Annotated in this window: 16 protein-coding genes and 1 pseudogene; 13 read left to right on the forward strand and 4 right to left on the reverse strand. The window is 70.2% G+C overall.

Going from position 1 to position 17945, the window contains the following annotated elements; genetic code table 11:
• The first annotated feature begins 18 nt into the window (after positions 1-18).
• The 4 genes and pseudogenes from guaB1 to BM288_RS14670 form a co-directional block, all read left to right on the forward strand.
• Positions 19-1461 (forward strand): GMP reductase, encoded by a 1443-nt coding sequence (gene guaB1, locus BM288_RS10565; protein ID WP_092918619.1) that lies wholly within the window; start codon positions 19-21, stop codon positions 1459-1461.
• Between the two features lie 113 nt (positions 1462-1574).
• Positions 1575-2885 (forward strand): hemolysin family protein, encoded by a 1311-nt coding sequence (locus tag BM288_RS10570; RefSeq protein ID WP_092918621.1) that lies wholly within the window; start codon positions 1575-1577, stop codon positions 2883-2885.
• Positions 2882-3922, forward strand: a complete 1041-nt coding sequence (locus BM288_RS10575) for a hemolysin family protein (RefSeq protein ID WP_092918623.1) — start codon at positions 2882-2884, stop codon at positions 3920-3922. Before BM288_RS10570 ends, BM288_RS10575 begins: the two co-directional genes overlap by 4 nt.
• A 182-nt stretch (positions 3923-4104) precedes the next feature.
• Positions 4105-4809, forward strand: a pseudogene (locus BM288_RS14670) (glycosyltransferase 87 family protein); the annotation flags it as partial.
• 300 nt (positions 4810-5109) lie between these two features.
• Here BM288_RS14670 and metX read toward each other — a convergent pair.
• Both metX and BM288_RS10590 read right to left on the reverse strand, forming a co-directional pair.
• Positions 5110-6330, reverse strand: coding sequence for a homoserine O-acetyltransferase MetX (gene metX / locus BM288_RS10585; protein WP_092918627.1), 1221 nt, complete (start codon positions 6328-6330; stop codon positions 5110-5112).
• Positions 6331-6352: 22 nt separating this feature from the next.
• Positions 6353-7759, reverse strand: coding sequence for a bifunctional o-acetylhomoserine/o-acetylserine sulfhydrylase (locus tag BM288_RS10590; RefSeq protein WP_318255490.1), 1407 nt, complete (start codon positions 7757-7759; stop codon positions 6353-6355).
• A 65-nt stretch (positions 7760-7824) separates the two neighbouring features.
• Here BM288_RS10590 and BM288_RS10595 point away from each other — a divergent pair, with 65 nt between their 5' ends.
• Positions 7825-8616, forward strand: coding sequence for an SDR family NAD(P)-dependent oxidoreductase (locus BM288_RS10595; protein ID WP_177220357.1), 792 nt, complete (start codon positions 7825-7827; stop codon positions 8614-8616).
• Positions 8617-8640: 24 nt separating this feature from the next.
• Here BM288_RS10595 and BM288_RS10600 read toward each other — a convergent pair whose 3' ends face one another.
• Positions 8641-10074: an MFS transporter gene (locus BM288_RS10600; RefSeq protein ID WP_318255491.1), complete on the reverse strand. Its 1434-nt coding sequence runs from the start codon at positions 10072-10074 to the stop codon at positions 8641-8643.
• Positions 10075-10237: 163 nt separating this feature from the next.
• Here BM288_RS10600 and BM288_RS10605 point away from each other — a divergent pair, with 163 nt between their 5' ends.
• From BM288_RS10605 to BM288_RS10630, 7 genes are all read left to right on the forward strand, one after another.
• Positions 10238-10738: a YceD family protein gene (locus BM288_RS10605; protein WP_318255492.1), complete on the forward strand. Its 501-nt coding sequence runs from the start codon at positions 10238-10240 to the stop codon at positions 10736-10738.
• A 3-nt stretch (positions 10739-10741) separates the two neighbouring features.
• Positions 10742-10945, forward strand: coding sequence for a 50S ribosomal protein L32 (rpmF, locus tag BM288_RS10610; RefSeq protein ID WP_092918636.1), 204 nt, complete (start codon positions 10742-10744; stop codon positions 10943-10945).
• Positions 10946-10970: 25 nt separating this feature from the next.
• A complete protein-coding gene (gene rnc, locus BM288_RS10615; protein WP_092918639.1) occupies positions 10971-11678 on the forward strand; it encodes a ribonuclease III in 708 nt (235 codons plus the stop codon).
• A gap of 1 nt (position 11679) precedes the next feature.
• Positions 11680-12600, forward strand: coding sequence for a bifunctional DNA-formamidopyrimidine glycosylase/DNA-(apurinic or apyrimidinic site) lyase (gene mutM, locus BM288_RS10620; protein ID WP_092918641.1), 921 nt, complete (start codon positions 11680-11682; stop codon positions 12598-12600).
• Positions 12601-12778: 178 nt separating this feature from the next.
• On the forward strand, positions 12779-14239 hold the full coding sequence (locus BM288_RS10625; RefSeq protein WP_177220358.1) for a reverse transcriptase domain-containing protein: 1461 nt from the start codon (positions 12779-12781) through the stop codon (positions 14237-14239).
• A 139-nt stretch (positions 14240-14378) separates the two neighbouring features.
• Entirely contained in the window at positions 14379-14822 is a 444-nt protein-coding gene (locus BM288_RS14345; RefSeq protein ID WP_143103090.1) for a hypothetical protein, read from the forward strand.
• 131 nt (positions 14823-14953) lie between these two features.
• Positions 14954-15586 carry a DUF2461 domain-containing protein gene (locus BM288_RS10630; RefSeq protein WP_092918646.1) on the forward strand — a complete coding sequence of 211 codons (633 nt, stop codon included), beginning with the start codon at positions 14954-14956 and terminating at the stop codon, positions 15584-15586.
• Here the strand turns inward: BM288_RS10630 and BM288_RS10635 are convergent, their stop codons facing one another.
• A complete protein-coding gene (locus tag BM288_RS10635) occupies positions 15587-17032 on the reverse strand; it encodes an aldehyde dehydrogenase family protein (protein WP_092919076.1) in 1446 nt (481 codons plus the stop codon).
• 86 nt (positions 17033-17118) lie between these two features.
• Here BM288_RS10635 and BM288_RS10640 point away from each other — a divergent pair, with 86 nt between their 5' ends.
• Positions 17119-17943, forward strand: a complete 825-nt coding sequence (locus BM288_RS10640; protein ID WP_092918648.1) for an endonuclease/exonuclease/phosphatase family protein — start codon at positions 17119-17121, stop codon at positions 17941-17943.
• Positions 17944-17945 lie beyond the last annotated feature (2 nt).

Genomic DNA, 17945 nt, shown 5'->3' on the forward strand with positions numbered 1-17945 from the left:
GCGATCTACCCTGGACGCATGCGATTCATCGACGACGTGCCGGAGCACGACCTCACCTACTCCGACGTCTTCCTGGTCCCCAGCCGCAGCGACATCGGCTCGCGCATGAGCGTCGACCTCTCGCCCGACGACGGCACGAGCGCGACGCTGCCGATCGTCGCGGCGAACATGAACTCCGTCACCGGCCCGCGCATGGCCGCGACCCTCGCGCGCCGCGGCGGCCTCGCCGTGCTCACGCAGGATCCGCCGATCGAGCAGACGGTCGCCTCGATCGACTGGGTGAAGTCGCAGCCGATCGGGCTCGAGTCGCCGCACCGCACGAGTCCCGACTCGGTCGTGCTCGACGTGCTCGAGCGGGTCCCGGCGCTCGAGGGCCACTGCCTCGTGGTGGAGGACGCCGACGGCATGCTGCTGGGCGCCATCCCCGCCGAGCGCCTCGCCTCCGCGCTGCCCGATGCGCGATTGGGCGACCTGCTCCACTCGCAGCTGCCGAGCCTCGAGCCGTCCGAGGTCGCCGACGGCCGCAGCATGTTCGCCGCCCTCGAGCGCGAGGGCGTCTCGGTCGCGCCGGTGGTCGAGCACGGCCGCTGCGTCGGCATCGCGTCGCGGCTGGGAGCGCTGCGGCGCGACATCTACCGGCCGGCACTGGACGCATCCGGTCGTCTCAGCATCGCCGTCGCCGTCGGCATCAACGGCGGTCCAGGGGCCAAGGCGCGGGCGCTCGTCGATGCGGGCGCCGATGTCGTGGTGGTCGACACCGCGCACGGCCACCAGAGCGGCATGCTGCGAGCGCTCGAGGCCGTGCGGGCCGCGGTCGGCGACCAGATCCCGGTCGCGGCCGGCAACGTGGTCTCCTCCGACGGCGTGCGCGACCTGGCCGCGGCGGGTGCATCCATCCTCAAGGTCGGCGTGGGCCCCGGTGCGATGTGCACGACGCGCATGATGACCGCGGTCGGCCGCCCGCAGTTCTCCGCCGTGCTCGACACCGCCGCCGCCGCGCTCGAGCTCGGCGCCCGCGTCTGGGCGGACGGCGGCGTGCGCTACCCGCGCGACGTCGCGCTCGCGCTCGCGGCGGGAGCGTCGAGCGTCATGGTCGGCTCGTGGTTCGCCGGCACCATCGAGGCGCCCGGCCGGCTGCAGCGCGACGCGCAGGGCAGGCTCTACAAGGAGTCGTGGGGCATGGCCTCCACACGCGCGGTGCTGGGCCGCAACGCCGGCATCGACGCCTACGAGCTCGCGCGCAAGACGCTCTTCGCCGAGGGCATCTCCACCTCGACCATCCTGCTCGACCCGCAGCGGCCCAGTGTCGAGGACCTGGTCGACATGATCACCTCCGGCGTGCGCTCCTCGTTCACCTACGCGGGCGCGGCGAGCGTGCCAGAGTTCCGCGAGCGCGCCCGCGTCGGCGTGCAGTCGGCGGCCGGCTACGAGGAGGGAAAGGCGCTCCCGGTCAGCTGGTGAGGCTCGGTGACCGACACCTGCGACGCAGAGCGGATGCGTCCGGCCGGTGGCGGTAGGATTTCGCGCGTGACCGACGACCATAGTCATAGTCCCGAGCCGGAACCGATCGGCTGATGGATCTCATCCTCATATCCATCGGCGTCATCCTGACGATCGGAACCGGCCTCTTCGTGGCCAGCGAGTTCGCGCTGGTCAATCTCGACCGCTCCGAGGTGGAGGCCCGCCGCGACCGGGGCGAGGCCAGGCTCGACGGCACGATCAAGGCGCTCAAGCAGACCTCGACGCACCTCTCGAGCGCCCAGCTCGGCATCACGCTCACCACCCTGCTCACCGGCTTCACGATGGAGCCGGCGATCTCGCGGCTGCTCACCCCCGTGCTCGTCTCGTGGGGGCTCGAGGAGGGCTTCGCCGGCCCGCTCTCGAGCGTGATCGCCATGACCGGCGCGACCATCCTGTCGATGATCGTCGGCGAGCTCGTGCCCAAGAACCTCGCGCTCGCGAAGCCGCTCGGCACCGCGATCGGCGTCACGCCGTTCCAGCGCGCCTTCACCGCGGTGTTCAAGCCCGCCGTGCTGGCGCTCAACGGCTCGGCCAACGGCATCCTGCGCTCGATCGGGCTGGAGCCGAAGGAAGAGCTCTCGGGCGCGCGCACCGCCGAGGAGCTCACCACGCTCGTGCGCCGCAGCGCCATGGAGGGCGCGCTCGACGCCGATGCGGCCACGCTGCTCTCGCGCACGCTGCGCTTCTCGGAGCTCTCGGCCGGCGACGTCATGACGCCCAGGCCGCGGGTCGAGGCCATCGAGCGCAGCGACTCCGTCGCCGACCTCGTCACGCTCGCGCACCGCACCGGCCTGTCCCGCTTCCCGGTCATCGACGGCGACCTCGACGAGGTGATCGGCATCGCCCACGTCAAGCAGGCGATCTCGGTGCCGCGCGAGCGGCGTGCCGACGTGCCGGTCGCCGCCATCGCCGAGGATCCGCACCGGGTGCCGGAGTCGGTGCACCTGGATGCGCTGCTGGCCGATCTCAAGGAGCGCGGCTACCAGCTCGCCATCGTCGTCGACGAGTACGGCGGCACCGCCGGCATCGCGACGCTCGAGGATCTCGTCGAGGAGGTCGTCGGCGAGGTCGCAGACGAGCACGACCGCATGCACGTCGATGTCGTCCAGGGCCCCGGCTGGGTCACGTTCCCCGGTGAGTTCCGGCCGGACGAGCTGCGCGAGCGCGCCCGCATCGAGATCCCCGAGGATGGGCCCTTCGAGACCGTCGGCGGCTTCATCATGGCCGAGCTCGGCACGCTGCCGGTGGTCGGCGACACGGTCGAGATCGACAGCGGCACGCTCCGGGTCGAGCGGATGGACGGCCGCCGCGTCGACCGCGTGCGGCATGTCGACCGCCCCGTGCGGCAGGAGGAGCAGCGATGAGCGACTGGCTCGGCATCATGTGGCTGTTCATCCTGCTGGCGGCCAACGCCTTCTTCGTCGGCGCGGAGTTCGCCGTCATCTCGGCCAAGCGCAGCCAGATCGAGCCGCTCGCCGACCGCGGCAACGCCGCGGCGAAGCTGGCGCTGTGGGCGATGGAGCACGTCTCGCTCATGCTGGCCATGTGCCAGCTGGGCATCACCGTCTGCTCGCTGCTGATCCTGAACGTCTCCGAGCCGGCGATCCACCACCTGCTCGAGGGACCGCTGGAATGGACCGGGCTGTCGCCAGAGGTGGTCTCGGTCGTCGCGTTCGTCATCGCCCTGCTGCTGGTGACCTACCTGCACGTGGTGCTGGGCGAGATGGTGCCGAAGAACGCCGCGTTCACGGTGCCCGATCGCGCCGTGTTGCTGCTCGCGCCGCCGCTGGTGCTGATCTCGCGCGTGTTCAAGCCCGTCATCTGGGCCATGAACGCGGTCGCGAACGGCATCCTGCGACTGTTCCGCGTGCAGCCGGTGGATGAGGCGGCGAGCGCCTTCACGATCGACGAGGTCGAGACGATCGTCGAGACCTCGAAGCGCGAGGGCCTGCTGTTCGACCCGACCGGCGCCATCACCCGCACGTTCGAGTTCACCGAGCGCCACGTGCGCGACGTGGCGCTGCCGCTGGGCGACATCGTCACGCTGCCGGCGGGCGCCACGCCCACCGACATCGAGGCGGCGGTGCGCGAGCGCGGCTTCTCGCGCTACGTCATCACCGACGTCGACGGCGCGCCGAGCGGCTACGTGCACATCAAGGACGTGCTCGGGGCCGACGACGCGCACGCCGACCTGCCCGTGCCCGGCAAGCGCATCCGTCAGCTCGCCTCGATCTATCAGGACGCGGAGGTCGAGGACGCGCTGGCGCTCATGCGCTCCACCGGCGCGCACATCGCGCGGTCGTTCGACGCCAATGGCGAGACCACCGGGCTGCTGTTCCTGGAGGACATCATCGAGGAGCTCGTCGGCGAGGTGCGCGATGCCACCAGGAGGCTCTTCTGAAGCCTGAGCGCGGCTGGCTGTGGCTCGCGTTCGGCGGCGTGCACGCCCTGCTCGCGATCCTCAACATCCCGAGCGTGTCGGATGCGTACGGCGACGTGCTCAGCGTCTACCCGTTCTGGCTGGAGCAGGGCCTGGGCACCGACGGCCGGCCGAGCGAGTGGCTCGGGATCGACGTCGAGTGGGTGTACCCGCTGCTGGCATGGGCGCCCATCCTGGTCTCGGGCGTGCTGGGGCCAGAAGCCCTGCCGCTGGTCTGGATGCTCATGGTGACGGCGCTGGATGCCGTCGCCTTCGCACTGCTGCTGCGGGTGCGGCGCGGCCACGTGCTCGGCTGGACGTGGCTCGCCCTGCAGCTCGCGCTCGGCCCGGTCGCGCTCGCGCGCATCGACACCGTGACCGTCGCGGTGTGCATCATCGGGCTCATCGCGCTGCGCAGCCAGCGGCCGGGCGTCGCCGCCGCCGCGTTCACGGCCGCCGCCTGGATGAAGGTGTGGCCGGGCGTGCTCTACCTGGCGCTGCTGATCGCGCGCAGGGAGCGGCTGCGCATCGTGATCGCCGGCGCGCTGGTCTCCGGCGCCGTGCTCGCGATCGCCGCGCTGCTGGGCTCGCAGCACGCGCTCTCGTTCCTGCTCCAGCAGGAGGATCGCGGCCTGCAGATCGAGGCCGTCGCCGCGACCCCCTTCATGTGGCAGGCGATGCTGGGCGAGGGCCACGTGTACTTCGACCGGCAGATCTACACCTTCCAGGTGGACGCGCCGGGGGTGGGCCGCACCGCCGATCTCGCCACGCCCGTGCTGATCGCCGCGGTCGTGGCGCTCTGCGCGCTGGGGGCGCTCGCGGTGCGGCGCTCGCACCGCCGGGAGGCGATCGTGTGGCTGGCGGTGGCGCTCGTGGCGTCGATGATCGTCACGAACAAGGTCGGCTCGCCTCAGTTCGTGCTGTGGCTGACGGTGCCGGCGCTGCTGCTGGCCGAGCTCGGCGCGCGCCGGCATTGGATCGGTGTGGGCGCGATCGGGCTCGTCGCGGCGCTGACCCACCTGCAGTTCCCCTGGACGTACGACTCGCTCGTGAGCGCCGATCCCTTCGGCGTGCTGCTGCTGACCCTGCGCAACCTCGTGCATGTCGGGATCCTGGTCGGCGCGGTGTGGATGCTGCTGCGGGCCGCGCGCCGCGGGCCCTACGCGCTGTCAGTGGATGAGCGTCGCGAGCAGGTCGCGCACGCGAGCGGACTCGATCAGGAAGGCGTCGTGGCCGAAGCCGCTCTCGAGCACGATCGGCTCGGCACCGGAGACGCTCGTGGCGATGCCGGCGGCGAGCCGCTGCTGATCGGCGACGGGGAAGAGCCGGTCGCTGGAGATGCCGACGACGAGCGCCGGTGAGGTGATGCGCTCGAGCGCCGCCTCGACGCCGCCGCGGCCGCGGCCGACGTCGTGGGTGGTCATCGCGTCGACCAGCCGCACGTAGGAGCCCGCGTCGAATCGGCGCGTGAAGCGGTTGCCGTGCACGTCGAGGTACGACTCCACCTGGAAGCGGCCGCCCGCGAGCGGGTCGACGCTCGACTGCCAGGAGCGCTGGAAGCGCTCGTTGAGCTCCTGCTGCGAGCGGTAGCCGAGCATCGCCATGCGGCGCGCGAGCGCGAGGCCGCGGGCGGGCCCGGCGTGCCCGGGCAGGTCGTAGAAGTCGCCGCCGAGCCAGCCAGGATCGCTCGTGACGGCCTCGATCTGCAGCGTGTTCTGCGCGATCTGGTCGGCGCTGGTGGCGGCGTTCGAGGCGAGCAGCGCGGTCGCAGCCACGCGATCGGGGTGCGTGACGGCCCACTCGAGCGCGTGCATGCCGCCCATCGAGCCGCCGACCACGGCGTGCCAGCGTGCGACGCCGAGCCGGTCGGCCAGCCGGCGCTGCGCCTCGACCTGATCGCGCACGGTCACGCGCGGGAAGCGCGAGCCCAGCTCGATGCCGTCCGCGCCGAGCGAGGCCGGGCCGGTGGAGCCCTGGCAGCCGCCCAGCATGTTGGGCGCGACGACGAAGTGCCGATCGGTGTCGATCGCGAGCCCGGGGCCCACGACCTCCTCCCACCAGCCGGCGGTCGCGTGGCCGGGCCCCGCAGCCCCGCACACGTGGCTGTCGCCGGTGAGGGCGTGCAGCACCAGCACGGCGTTGTCGCGCGCCGCGTTCAGCGTCCCCCACGTCTCGTAGGCGACCACCGCATCCGCGATCGACGCGCCGGCCTCGGTGTCGAGGTCGCCGATGCGTGCGAACTGCCGATCGCCGGGATCGTCGCCGGGACGCCAGGCGCCCGTGACAGGCACGGGCGTCGGGTCGCCGGGGGCGCCGAGGCCGCCGTCGAGCAGACGGGAAGCGGGCACCCGCGAGGCAGGCTGCGCGTCGTCGCTCAGCTGCCAGTCCACGGTTGCCCGCCTCTCTCGTCGGTCAGACCGCGGCGCTCGCCAGCGCCTCGGACTGCTTCGCAGCCGCCTCGAGGCCGCTGCTCAGGTCGGCGATCAGGTCGTCGACGTGCTCGATGCCCACCGAGAGGCGCACGAGGCCCGGTGTCACGCCCGCCGAGAGCTGCTGCTCGGGGCTGAGCTGCGCGTGGGTGGTGCTGGCGGGGTGGATGACGAGCGAGCGCACATCGCCGATGTTCGCGAGGTGGCTGAAGAGCTCGAGCGCGTTCACGAACGCCTTGCCCGCCTCGACGCCGCCGACGAGCTCGAACGACAGCACCGCGCCGGTGCCCTTGGGGGCGATCTGCGTGCCGCGCTGGTGCCACGGGCTCGAGGGAAGGCCCGCGTAGTGCACCTGGGCGATCTGCGGGTGCGCCTCGAGGAACTGCGCCACCTTCGTGGCGTTCTCGACGTGGCGGTCGATGCGCAGCGACAGCGTCTCGATGCCCTGCAGCAGCTGCCAGGCGTTGTCGGGCGATGCCACCGAGCCGGTGTCGCGCAGCAGCGTGACGCGCGCCTTGATGATGTAGGCGATGCCGTCGCCGAGCGCTTCCGTGAAGGTGACGCCGTGGTACGACTCGTCGGGAGTGGTGAGTCCGGGGAACTTGTCGGACTCGGACCATGCGAACTTGCCGCCATCGACGATCGCGCCGGCGACGACCGAGCCGTGGCCGCCGAGGAACTTCGTCGCCGAGTGCACGACGATGTCGGCGCCGTGCTCGAGCGGGCGGATCAGGTAGGGCGTGGCGATCGTGTTGTCGACGATGAGCGGCACGCCCGCGTCGTGCGCCACGCCGGCGACGCCGGTGATGTCGAGCAGGTTGATGCGCGGGTTGCCGACGGTCTCGCCGAACAGCGCCTTCGTGTTCGGGCGGATGGCGGCGCGCCATGCCTCCAGGTCGTCCTGGTCCTCGATGAAGGTGACCTCGATCCCCAGCTTGCGCAGGGTGAAGTTGAAGAGGTTGTAGGTGCCGCCGTAGATCGACGAGGACGACACGATGTGGTCGCCGGCCTGGGCGATGTTGAGGATCGCGTACGTCGTCGCCGACTGGCCGGAGGAGAGCAGCAGCGCGGCGGTGCCGCCCTCGAGCGCGGCGATGCGATCCTCGGCCACCCCCGTCGTCGGGTTCTGGATGCGCGTGTAGATGTTGCCGAACTCGGCCAGGCCGAACAGGCGGGCCGCGTGGTCGGTGTCGTCGAACACGTACGAGGTGGTGCGGTACACGGGCGTGATGCGCGCCTTGGTGGTCGGGTCGGGCTGCGCGCCCGCGTGGACCTGCAGGGTCTCGAACTTCCAGTCGCTCATGGTGTCTCCTTGCTGGGGCCGGCGGTGCCGGGTCGAACTGAAGCCTTCCGACGAGTCTGCGCCGGTTCGGCCCCGAGTGCCAGGCACCCGGACGCACGACGTAACACTCGGCTCGGGTGGCGCCTGCACGCATCCGATGCTTGCATGTCGATATGAGCGAGAAGCGGATCATCGTCACCGGAGCATCGAGCGGCATCGGCGAGGCGGTCGCCAGGCAGGCCGTCGCCCGCGGCTGGCAGGTGCTCGCGGTCGCCCGCCGGGCGGAGCGGCTGGAGGCGCTCGCCGCCGAGATCGGCTGCGAGACCTTCGCCGCCGACCTGACGCAGGAGGATGCGGTCGCGGCGCTGGCCGAGGCGGCGGCGACGTTCCGCCCCACGGGCCTCGTGCAGGTCGCCGGGGGCGCGAAGGGCGCGGCGCCGCTGGGGGAGACCACGATCGAGGACTGGCGGTGGATGTTCGAGTCGAACGTCATCGCCACCAAGCGCGTGATCGATGCCCTGCTGCCGCTGCTGCGGCGCTCGACCGCCGCGCCGCAGCAGGACGGCTCCGCCTCGTACGCGGAGATCATGGTGGTCACCTCGATCGCCGCGACCGTCTCCTACCAGGGCGGCTCGGGCTACAACGCGGCGAAGTCGGCCGAGAAGCAGCTCATCGACGTGCTGCGGCTCGAGCTGTTCGGCGAGCCCATCCGGGTCATGGAGGTGGCGCCGGGCATGGTCTGGACCGAGGAGTTCAGCCTCGTGCGCTTCGGCGGCGACCAGGCGAAGGCGGATGCGGTGTACAAGGACGTGCAGGACCCGCTGTCGGCCGATGACGTGGCGCGCGTCATGACCGACATCCTGGCGCTGCCCGGGCACGTGTCGGTCGACGAGACCATCATCAAGCCGGTCGCGCAGACGCATCCGTGGATGGTGCACAAGGGGCCGCTGGTCGCGAAGGGCTGACGCCGCGCACGTCCCGCGCGGTGCTCAGCCGCCGGGGATGGGTGCTGGTGCCTCGGCGCGCTCGGCCGGCGGCTCGGGGTCTGCGAAGGCGAGCCTCGGCACCGCGATCAGGCCGATGGTCGCGGCGAGCGCGGTGACGCCGCAGATGACCCAGACGATGATGTAGCCGCCGAGGCTCGCGGCGGTGCCGATGGCGCCGGCCGCGAGCACGATGGCGAAGATCGATGAGGCGAACGAGCCGCCGATGGTCTTGGTGGTGTTCGTCATGGCGGTCGCGACGCCGGTCTGGCCGCGCGGCGCCGCTGCTGCCGCGGCGGCCGGGAGAGCGCCGACGAGCGCACCGGAGCCGAGCCCGGCGATGCTCATGCACAGGAAGACCTGCCAGATCTCCAGGTGCAGCGGCACGAGCAGCAGGTAGCCGATCGCGACGAGGGCGGCGGCGACGATCAGCAGCAGGCGCGGCCGCACCCTGGAGGAGAGCACCGCGAGCGTCGCTGCGCCGACGATGAGCGAGAGCAGGTACACGCCGATGAGGATCGAGCGGCCGCTCGCGTCGAGCCCGAGCCCGTAGCCGAGCGCCGGATCGGTGCCCGCGTAGGTCGCCAGCGGCGTCTGCGCGCCGAGCAGGCTCACGCCGACGAGGCCCGCGGTGAGCTGCACCGGCCACATCGAGGGCTGGCGCATGACGCGCAGGTCGATCGCGGGGTCGTCCTTGCCGAGCACCCAGCGGCCGAACGGCAGCAGCAGGGCGATGCCGATCGCCATGACAGCCCAGCCCCACCAGGCTTCGGGCCCGCCGATCTTCAGGAAGGTGAGCCCCGACGTGATCGTCAGAAGCGAGAGCGCCAGCAGCACGAAGCCCCCGGCGTCGAGCTTCCGGTCGGGCAATGGCTCCGAGTCGGGCACGCCCCAGAGGATCGCGAAGAAGCAGAGCGTGACCATCGCGGCGGGGAGCATGAGCGTCGGCATCATCGCGTCGTCGAAGGCACCGAAGGCGACCGCGGCGCCGAGCGCACCGATGATCGCACCCGCCTGCAGGGCGATCACGAGCAGGCCGGCTGCGCGGCGGGTGGAGGAGGGTGCGACGCCCGTGCGACGGCCGCGATCGAAGATGAGCGCGACCTCGAGCGGCAGCCAGACCGTGTACGCGCCCTGCAGGGAGAACGCGATCAGGTAGCTCCAGAAGTCGCCCGCGAAGGCCATCCACCAGCTGGCGCCCGCCGTGATCACGGTCGAGAGCAGCAGCATCTTCTTGTGGCCGTGCATGTCGCCGAGCTTCGCCAGCACCGGCACCATCAGGGCGGAGAGCAGCAGCTGCCCGGCCTCGAACCAGTTCACGTCGGCATCGGTCACGCCGATGTGGCGTGCGATGTCGGGTGTGAGGGTCACGTAGTAGCCCTGCAGGACGCCGCTCGTGAGCTCGACGCACACCAGCCAGCCGATGAGTGCAAGGGGCACGGCGCGCAACGCTGTCACGCATGCATCTTGGCACTCGCACGGCAGGAATCCTCAGATCTCGGCACGGACGCGCGGATGCGGAGCGGCCGCGTAGACTGGGTGCATGCGTGCCAACCACCCGTTCGTGATCTCCGTGCGCGACATCGTGCGGAAGCCCGGGCAGATGCGCGAGGTCATCGAGACCGCACCCTTCGGAGAGAAGATCGGTGAGGGTCTCGCGGTCGTGCTGCCCGAGCAGCCCGTCGAGCTCGTGCTGCGCCTCGAGAGCGTGCACGAGGGCATTCTCGCCACCGGAACGGCCGGCGTGACCGCGCTGGCGACCTGCGCGCGATGCCTCACGGAGTTCGACCTCGACATCGATGTCGACTTCCTCGAGCTGTTCACGTATGATGGTGCGTCGGAATCCGACTACCTCGTGGTCGACGAAACAGTCGACATGCATGCGGTGGTTCGGGACGCGGTCGTGCTGGCGCTGCCGTTCCAGCCGGTCGACCGACCGGACTGCTCAGGACTCGATCCTGAGACAGGGGAGCGGCTCGAGCCTGGCACCGATCCCGTGCCGGAGGAGACCATCGATCCACGATGGGCAGCGCTCCAGGAATTCGCACAAGACGTAACCGACGATCCGTCGGAAGATGACGCCCAGGCGTCGAAGAAGGAGTGAGCAATGGCTGTTCCCAAGAGGAAGATGTCGCGGTCGAACACCCGCGCGCGCCGTTCGCAGTGGAAGGCCGAAGCGCCCAAGCTCGTCAAGACCATCGAGGGCGGCAAGACCGTCTACAGCCTGCCGCACCGCGCGAAGGTCGTCGAGGACTCGGCCGGCACGCCGCTGTACATGGAGTACAAGGGCCGCAAGGTCGCCGACGTCTGATCCCTCTGACGAGGATCGCCGTCGCATGACGGAGCACACCAGCCGTCTGCTCGAGCAGCTCGGGGTCGATATCGACCCCGAGCTACTCGCGTTGGCCCTGACGCATCGCTCGTGGGCGTACGAGCAGGGCGGTGTGCCGCACAACGAGCGCCTCGAGTTCCTCGGCGACTCGATCCTCGGCCAGGCCATCACGATCGAGCTCTACCGCCGCTTCCCCGATGCGCCGGAAGGCGATCTCGCCAAGCGCCGAGCCGGCGTGGTCTCGACGGTCGCGCTCGCCGAGGTAGCCCGCGCCATCGGGCTGGGCGCGCACATCAGGCTCGGCAAGGGCGAAGCCGCTTCTGGCGGTGCCGAGAAGGCGTCGATCCTCGCGGACACGATGGAGGCCGTCTTCGGCGCCGCCTTCCTGAGCGCCGGGCACACCGCCTCGGCGCAGCTCGTGCTGCGCCTGGTCGCCCCGCTGCTCGACGACCCGGGCCGCACCGGCGCCGCGCTCGATCCGAAGACGGCGCTGCAGGAGGTGGCGGCCGCGCAGCACCGCGGCGCACCGGTCTACGAGATCGAGGCCGCCGGGCCGGATCACGCCCGCACCTTCACCGCGACTGTGCTGATCGACGGCCAGGCAGTCGCGACCGGCACCGGCACCAGCAAGAAGGTCGCCGAGATGGGCGCTGCGCTCACCGCGTACGACGCCCTCGTCGCGACGGTCGCCGCCGACCAGCCGCTGCGCTGACATGCCGGAGCTGCCAGAGGTCGAGGTCGTGCGCGCCGGCCTCGCGCCCGCCGTCACCGGCGCCCGCATCGAGGGCGTCGAGGTGCTCGACGAGCGCTCCATCTCGCGCCACGAGGGAGACGCGGCCGCGTTCGAGGCGGCGCTGCTCGGCCGCAGGCTCGGCGTGCCCGCGCGACGCGGCAAGTTCCTCTGGATCCCGCTCGAGCCCGAGCACGGCCGGCAGACGACGGATGCGCTGCTCGCGCCGGGCGCGCATCGTGCGCTGATGGCGCACCTGGGCATGTCGGGGCAGGTGCTCGTGCGGGAGCCAGGAGCAGCCGCCGACCGGCACACGCGCATCCGGATCCTGATCGACCAGCCGCAGCACGGCTCGCTCGAGATCCGCTTCGCCGACCAGCGGCTCTTCGGCGGCCTCGCGGTGCGGCCGCTGGTGGTCGGCGAGGGCGGTGGCGCGGTGCCCGACCAGGCCGCGCACATCGCGCTGGATCCGCTCGAGCCGGCCTTCGACGCATCCGCCGTCGCCCGTCGTCTGCGGCTGCGCCGGCAGGGGGTCAAGGCGGCGCTGCTCGACCAGCAGCTGGTCTCGGGCATCGGCAACATCTACGCCGACGAGGCGCTCTGGCGCAGCCGGCTGCACTACGCGACGCCCGGCCAGCGGCTCACCCAGGCGCGCGCGCTGGCGCTGCTCGCCGACGTGCGCGACGTGCTCGAGCGGGCGCTCGCCGAGGGCGGCACCTCGTTCGACGCGCAGTACGTGAACGTCAACGGGCAGGCCGGCTACTTCGAGCATTCTCTGAACGCCTACGGCCGCGGCGGCCAGCCCTGCAGGCGCTGCGGCGCGATCATGGTGCGCGAGGCGTGGATGAACCGCGGCTCGACCCGCTGCCCGCGCTGCCAGCGGCGGCCGCGCGGCCTGGCATAGCCTGGATCGAATCGCCCATGCGCTGTGACGACTCTGACCGTGTCATGCTTCCGTTGTGAAGCTTCCGTCGGAACTCGTCCCGCGTCTTGATTTTCAGTCAGCCCTGCAAACTGAGCTTGTCAGTTCTAGCAAACTGTTGCCTCGCCGGTGGGACCGCATGGTGCTTCTAGATAGCCATGTGAAGCTCGCGACCAATATGAAGAACCGGGCCTCCAAGCAGTTCGACGTCAACCGTGCGGACATTGTCTTCGCCGACAAGAACCGCCGCGGCTCACGCGCGATCAGCGAGATTGGAATCTTCGAACGAACGCTCTATCGCGCTCTAGTGGAACTGATTCGTAATTCTCTACCGGCTCATATCGCAGAAAGGTCCGAGCATCGTGCCTTTCGAGCTGCCCCTCTAGCAGTGGACAGTGCGAGGTATGTCTCGTCTACCGATATCTCGTCGTATTACGAGTTCGTCGATCACGAGGCACTCGGACAGGAACTAGAAGCGCAGTCGGGCGAGGCCTTAGCGATCGACAGTCTCCTAGAGGTGCTTGGCGCTCTGATGGGGCGACGTGTGGGGCTGCCTCAGATCCACGCTTCCAGCGACGTGCTTGGCGACACGTACATCGACGTCGTTCGAAGAAGGCTAGTTCGAGCGGGATACGCGGCCTTCTCATACTCGGATGATTTCAGGATCGCTACACCTACGTTGGCTGACGCGAAGAGCGCCCTGGAGATGTGTGCTCGTGAGGCACGTGAGTTGGGTCTGACACTGAACGAATCGAAGACGTATACCTTCGGGCGAGAGAAATATGTGTCGTCGCTCGAAGACTTCTCGTCTGCGGAATTGCAGTTGTTTACGGGCGATGAACTTAGGGAGCTCGAAGTTGTTCGCTTAGGAGTGTACGAGCCGCTTGCGGATGTCGACGAGTACAGTGATGAGGAGGCCGGTTTCGGGGTGGATCTTGCGGATCCTGGCAGTGACGAAGACCTGCATTCGGAGACGGAGTTCGACGTTGCCGGGTTGCCCTCCATCGCCCGGACGGAAGCAGCGGAGAAGGCTTTGTCGGCCTGGCTGGAACAAGTAGGTGCCGAGGATCAAGAGGCGCAACTAATCGCTACTACAGAGTCGCTCCTGAGAGTTTCACTGCCGATCCTGGGCGCTGCGGCATCGCGGAGTGCTTTGCCTCACATTTCTCTCGTGCTCCGGCTGGCGCCCTCACTGACGCCCGCAGCTGCGACCTATCTGATCATGCTGAGCCGTACAGGCCGGGCTGCCCGCGTCGAAGTCCAGGAAGCGCTCGATGTGTTGATTGAAGAATCGGCTCACAGCGATTGGCAACGGGCGTGGCTGGCCGAGGCCGCCGGATGGCTCCGCTCAGCAGGCGTCGATCGCGAATATCACCGTTGGTTACGCAACCTGTTGATGTCCGAACGCTCGGGACTCGCGGCAGTTGCCGCAGCTTCCATGGGGCGGCTCGGTATCGCGAACGTCTCCGAGTTGCAGAGGTTGCTCGATGCTGTGCATCCGGCTTGGCGACACCTGGTGCTGTGGGGGCTGGCGAAGCAAGACGGGGCAGCAGCAATGAGTGTCGCCGAGGACATGCTGGAACGCTCGCTAGTGGCGGCGACGGTTGAGAACCCAAGGTAACGAAGTCGGGTCGGATCGCGCTGAGGCCGCGGTCGGGCAGCTGAACCGCGCATTGGGGGACCTTCAGCGGCGCCTTGAGCAGTTGACGCATCGCGCGGGGGGCAGCCGGCTTCGCGGCGAGAGCAGTGAGAGTGGTGACATGGCGCTCCAAGCAACGGTGTTGAGATTGATGACAATCACCGAGGCTTTCTGCGTCGGTCGGCTCGTAGAGTTAGCAGACCTTTCGTCCGAGGCGAACGCTGCGTCTCCACGACGGGCGATGCTTGACGATGCTCTAATGCACGCAAGCGGCTCTTGGCAAGCAATGGAACGTGCTTTCAAGGATTGGCACAGTGTGAAGCCGTCTTGGTCGTCGCTTCGCGGACCCACCGAAGTCCGGAACGCGGTAGCGCACGGCCTTGGCGCACTCACTCATCGACAGAAGTTGTCGCGTACCGCGACCGTCAGTCGCATCAACTCTGTTGGTGCGGGCGTGAACGAGTTCGACCGCATCAGACTCGACCCGGCCATCGTGACTGCAATTGCGGAAGTGTGCGCGACATTCATTCGCGACTTGGACGCGCGATCGTTTAGGGAATTCTGAGGGTGTGAACTCGGACCATCCGAATTGCGCGACTTCGACGAGCGCTGCGTCCAAAATTCGCGTGCGTGCGGCCGCGCGCCGCACCACCCGCGTCCTGCCTCGCCACAGGAGTGCGGACTTAGACTGGATCGATGGCCTTCGACGGATTCTCGCCCGACGCGTTCGCCTTCTACGCCGAGCTCGAGGCGAACAACGAGCGCCCCTGGTGGCTGGCGAACAAGGCGCGCTACGACGAGCAGGTGCGCGCGCCCTTCGAGGCGCTCGGCGAGGAGCTCGAGCCGGTCGCGAGCAGCGTGAAGATCTACCGCCCGTACCGCGACGTGCGCTTCAGCCACGACAAGACGCCCTACAAGACCCGCCAGGGGCTGTTCGCGCAGCGTGCGCCCGGCATCGGCTGGTTCCTCAACCTCGACGCGAGCGGCGTCTGGATCGGCGGCGGCTTCTTCGGCGACGCGACGTTCACGAAGGCGTATCGCGCCGCGGTCGAGGCCGCCGGCCCAGGCACCGAGCTCGAGGGCGTCATCGAGGAGCTCACCGTCGCCGGCTACGAGCTCGGCGGCGAGCAGCTGAAGACCGCGCCGCGCGGCACCGACCCCGAGCATCCGCGCATCGCGCTGCTGCGCTACAAGTGGGTCACCGCCCGCCGCCACCTGTCACCGGCGGATGCGTCCGGTCCGGCACTGCTGGACGCCCTGTTCGACATGGTCGACGAGGTGCAGCCGCTGGTCGGCTGGGCGGCGGCGAACGTGGCGCCGAAGCGCTAGTCAGCCCATGATGCGCTTGGTGATCGCCGCTCGCAGCTCGGTGAACGGCGGGTAGATCACCCGCAGCGTGTCGATCGCGGCGGGCTTGGACAGCACCGCTTTGCGGTGGCTGAACGCCTCGAACGAGAAGCGCCCGTGGTAGCGGCCCATGCCGCTCTCGCCGACGCCGCCGAAGGGCAGCGACTTCGCCCCGTAGTGCGCGACCGCCACGTTCACGCCCAGCGCGCCAGAGCTGGTCTCGCGCTCGACGCGCCGGACGACCTCGCGGTCGCGCGCGAAGACGTACAGCGCCAGCGGCTTGTCGCGGCCCCGCATCGCGTCGATGAAGCCGTCCACCCCGTCGACCGGCAGCACCGGCAGGATCGGGCCGAAGATCTCCTCCTGCATCGCCGGCGCATCCGCGTCGACGTCGGTGAGGATCGTGGGCGCGAGGTAGCGCTGGTCGGCGTCCGCGTCGCCGCCGGTCACGACGGTGCCGCCTTCCAGCATGCTCTGCAGCCGGGCGAGATGCTCGCCGTTGATGATGCGCGAGTAGTCGGGGGAGGTGCGCGCGTCGCCGAGCTGCTCGGCGGTCGCGCGCCGCAGCTCGTCGACGAGCTCGTCGGCCACCTCGCGGTCGACGCGGATGTGGTCGGGGGCGACGCAGGTCTGGCCGGCGTTCAGCCACTTGCCCCAGGCGATGCGGTCGGCGGCGACCGCGATGTCGGCCGAGCGGTGGACGTAGGCCGGGCTCTTGCCGCCGAGTTCGAGCACCGTCGGCGTCAGGTGCTTCGCGGCCGCCGCCGCGACGATGCGCGCCACCCGCGAGTTGCCGGTGTAGAAGATCAGATCCCACCGCTGCTCGAGCAGCGCGGTCGTATCCGGCACGCCGCCCTCGATCACTCGCACCGAGCGCGGGTCGAGGTAGGCGGGCATGAGCCGCGCCAGCAGGGCGGAGGTCGCCGGGGCCACCTCCGAGGGCTTCAGCAGCACCGCGTTGCCGGCCGCGATCGCGCCCACCAGCGGCCCGAGCGCGAGCTGCAGCGGGTAGTTCCAGGGCGCGATCACGAGCGTCGCGCCGAGCGGCTCGGCGACCGTCCTGCCGAGCGCGGGCTGGAGCGCGAGCGGCAGCGGCACCGGCGCGGGCAGCATCCAGCGCCACAGCTGGCGCCTCGCGTGCTTCGCCTCGCCGACCGTGAACGCGATCTCGCTCAGGTGCGCCTCGACCTCGCTCTTGCCGAGATCGGCGGCGAGCGCCGCCTCCCACAGCGACACGTTCTGCAGCAGCATCCGCTCGAGCCCGTCGAGCTGCTGCTCGCGGTACTGCCGCGGCCGGGTCAGCCCGCTCGTGACGGCCGCCCGAAGCTGTGCGGCGATGCCGTCGATCGCGGCGCCCTTCGGCGTGCCGCTTTCGGTGGCGCGGGGTGCGGATGCGTCGGCCTCGGGCTCGGCGTGCTGGTCGCTCATGCCCTCCATGGTCGCAGGATCTGCTGCGGAAGCCTCGCACGTGACAGGCTCGTGCCGATGGTCGGCGCCGGATCGGAGCGTGAGAGATGTCGAGCAGCGCGATGATCGGTCCGGTCGCGGCACCGGAGCTGCACGCGATGACCTACAACATCCGGCGCCGGATGACGCACCTGGGGCGCCGCAGCCCCGATCGGTGGTCGCGCCGCAAGTGGCTGCTGCGCCGACTGCTCACCGACGAGCGCCCGACGGTGATGTGCGTGCAGGAGGCGCTGCCGGACCAGGCGAGGTGGGTGCTCGACAGCCTCGGGCCCGACTACCGCACCGTGGGGCGCGGCCGCGATGCCGATGGCGGCGGCGAGGGCACGCCGATCTTCTTCGATTCGCGCCGGCTGCGGCTGGTCGGCTGGGACCAGCTGGCGCTCTCCGACAGCCCCCGCACGCCCGGCTCGCGCGGATGGGGCAATCTCGTGCCGCGCATCGTCGTGAGCGCGCGCTTCGTCGACCGCGAGACCGAGACCGGGCTGCACGTCGTCAACACCCATCTCGATCACCTGTCGCCGCGATCGCGGCTGCGCTCGGCCGGGATGCTGCGGCAGCTGATCGAGCAGCGGCCAGAACCCGCCCTGCTCACGTGCGACGCCAACACCGGGGTCGGCTCGCGGCCGTTCCGAGCGCTGACGGAGGGCGGGCTGCTGCGGGACGCGTGGACGGCCGCGGAGCGCCGGCTGACCCAGCCCTGGGGAACCTTCTCGAACTACCGGCGTCCCAAGCGGGATGGGCGCCGCATCGACTGGATCCTGGTGAGCGCGCCGATCGAGGTGCGAGCGGTGGCGATCAACGCCATGCGGTTCGATGGCGCGGCGGCGTCCGATCACGAGCCGATGCAGGCGCGGCTGGCCATCCCACGCTGAAG

This window comes from Agrococcus baldri (genome assembly GCA_900114805.1).
Taxonomy (GTDB): domain Bacteria; phylum Actinomycetota; class Actinomycetes; order Actinomycetales; family Microbacteriaceae; genus Agrococcus; species Agrococcus baldri.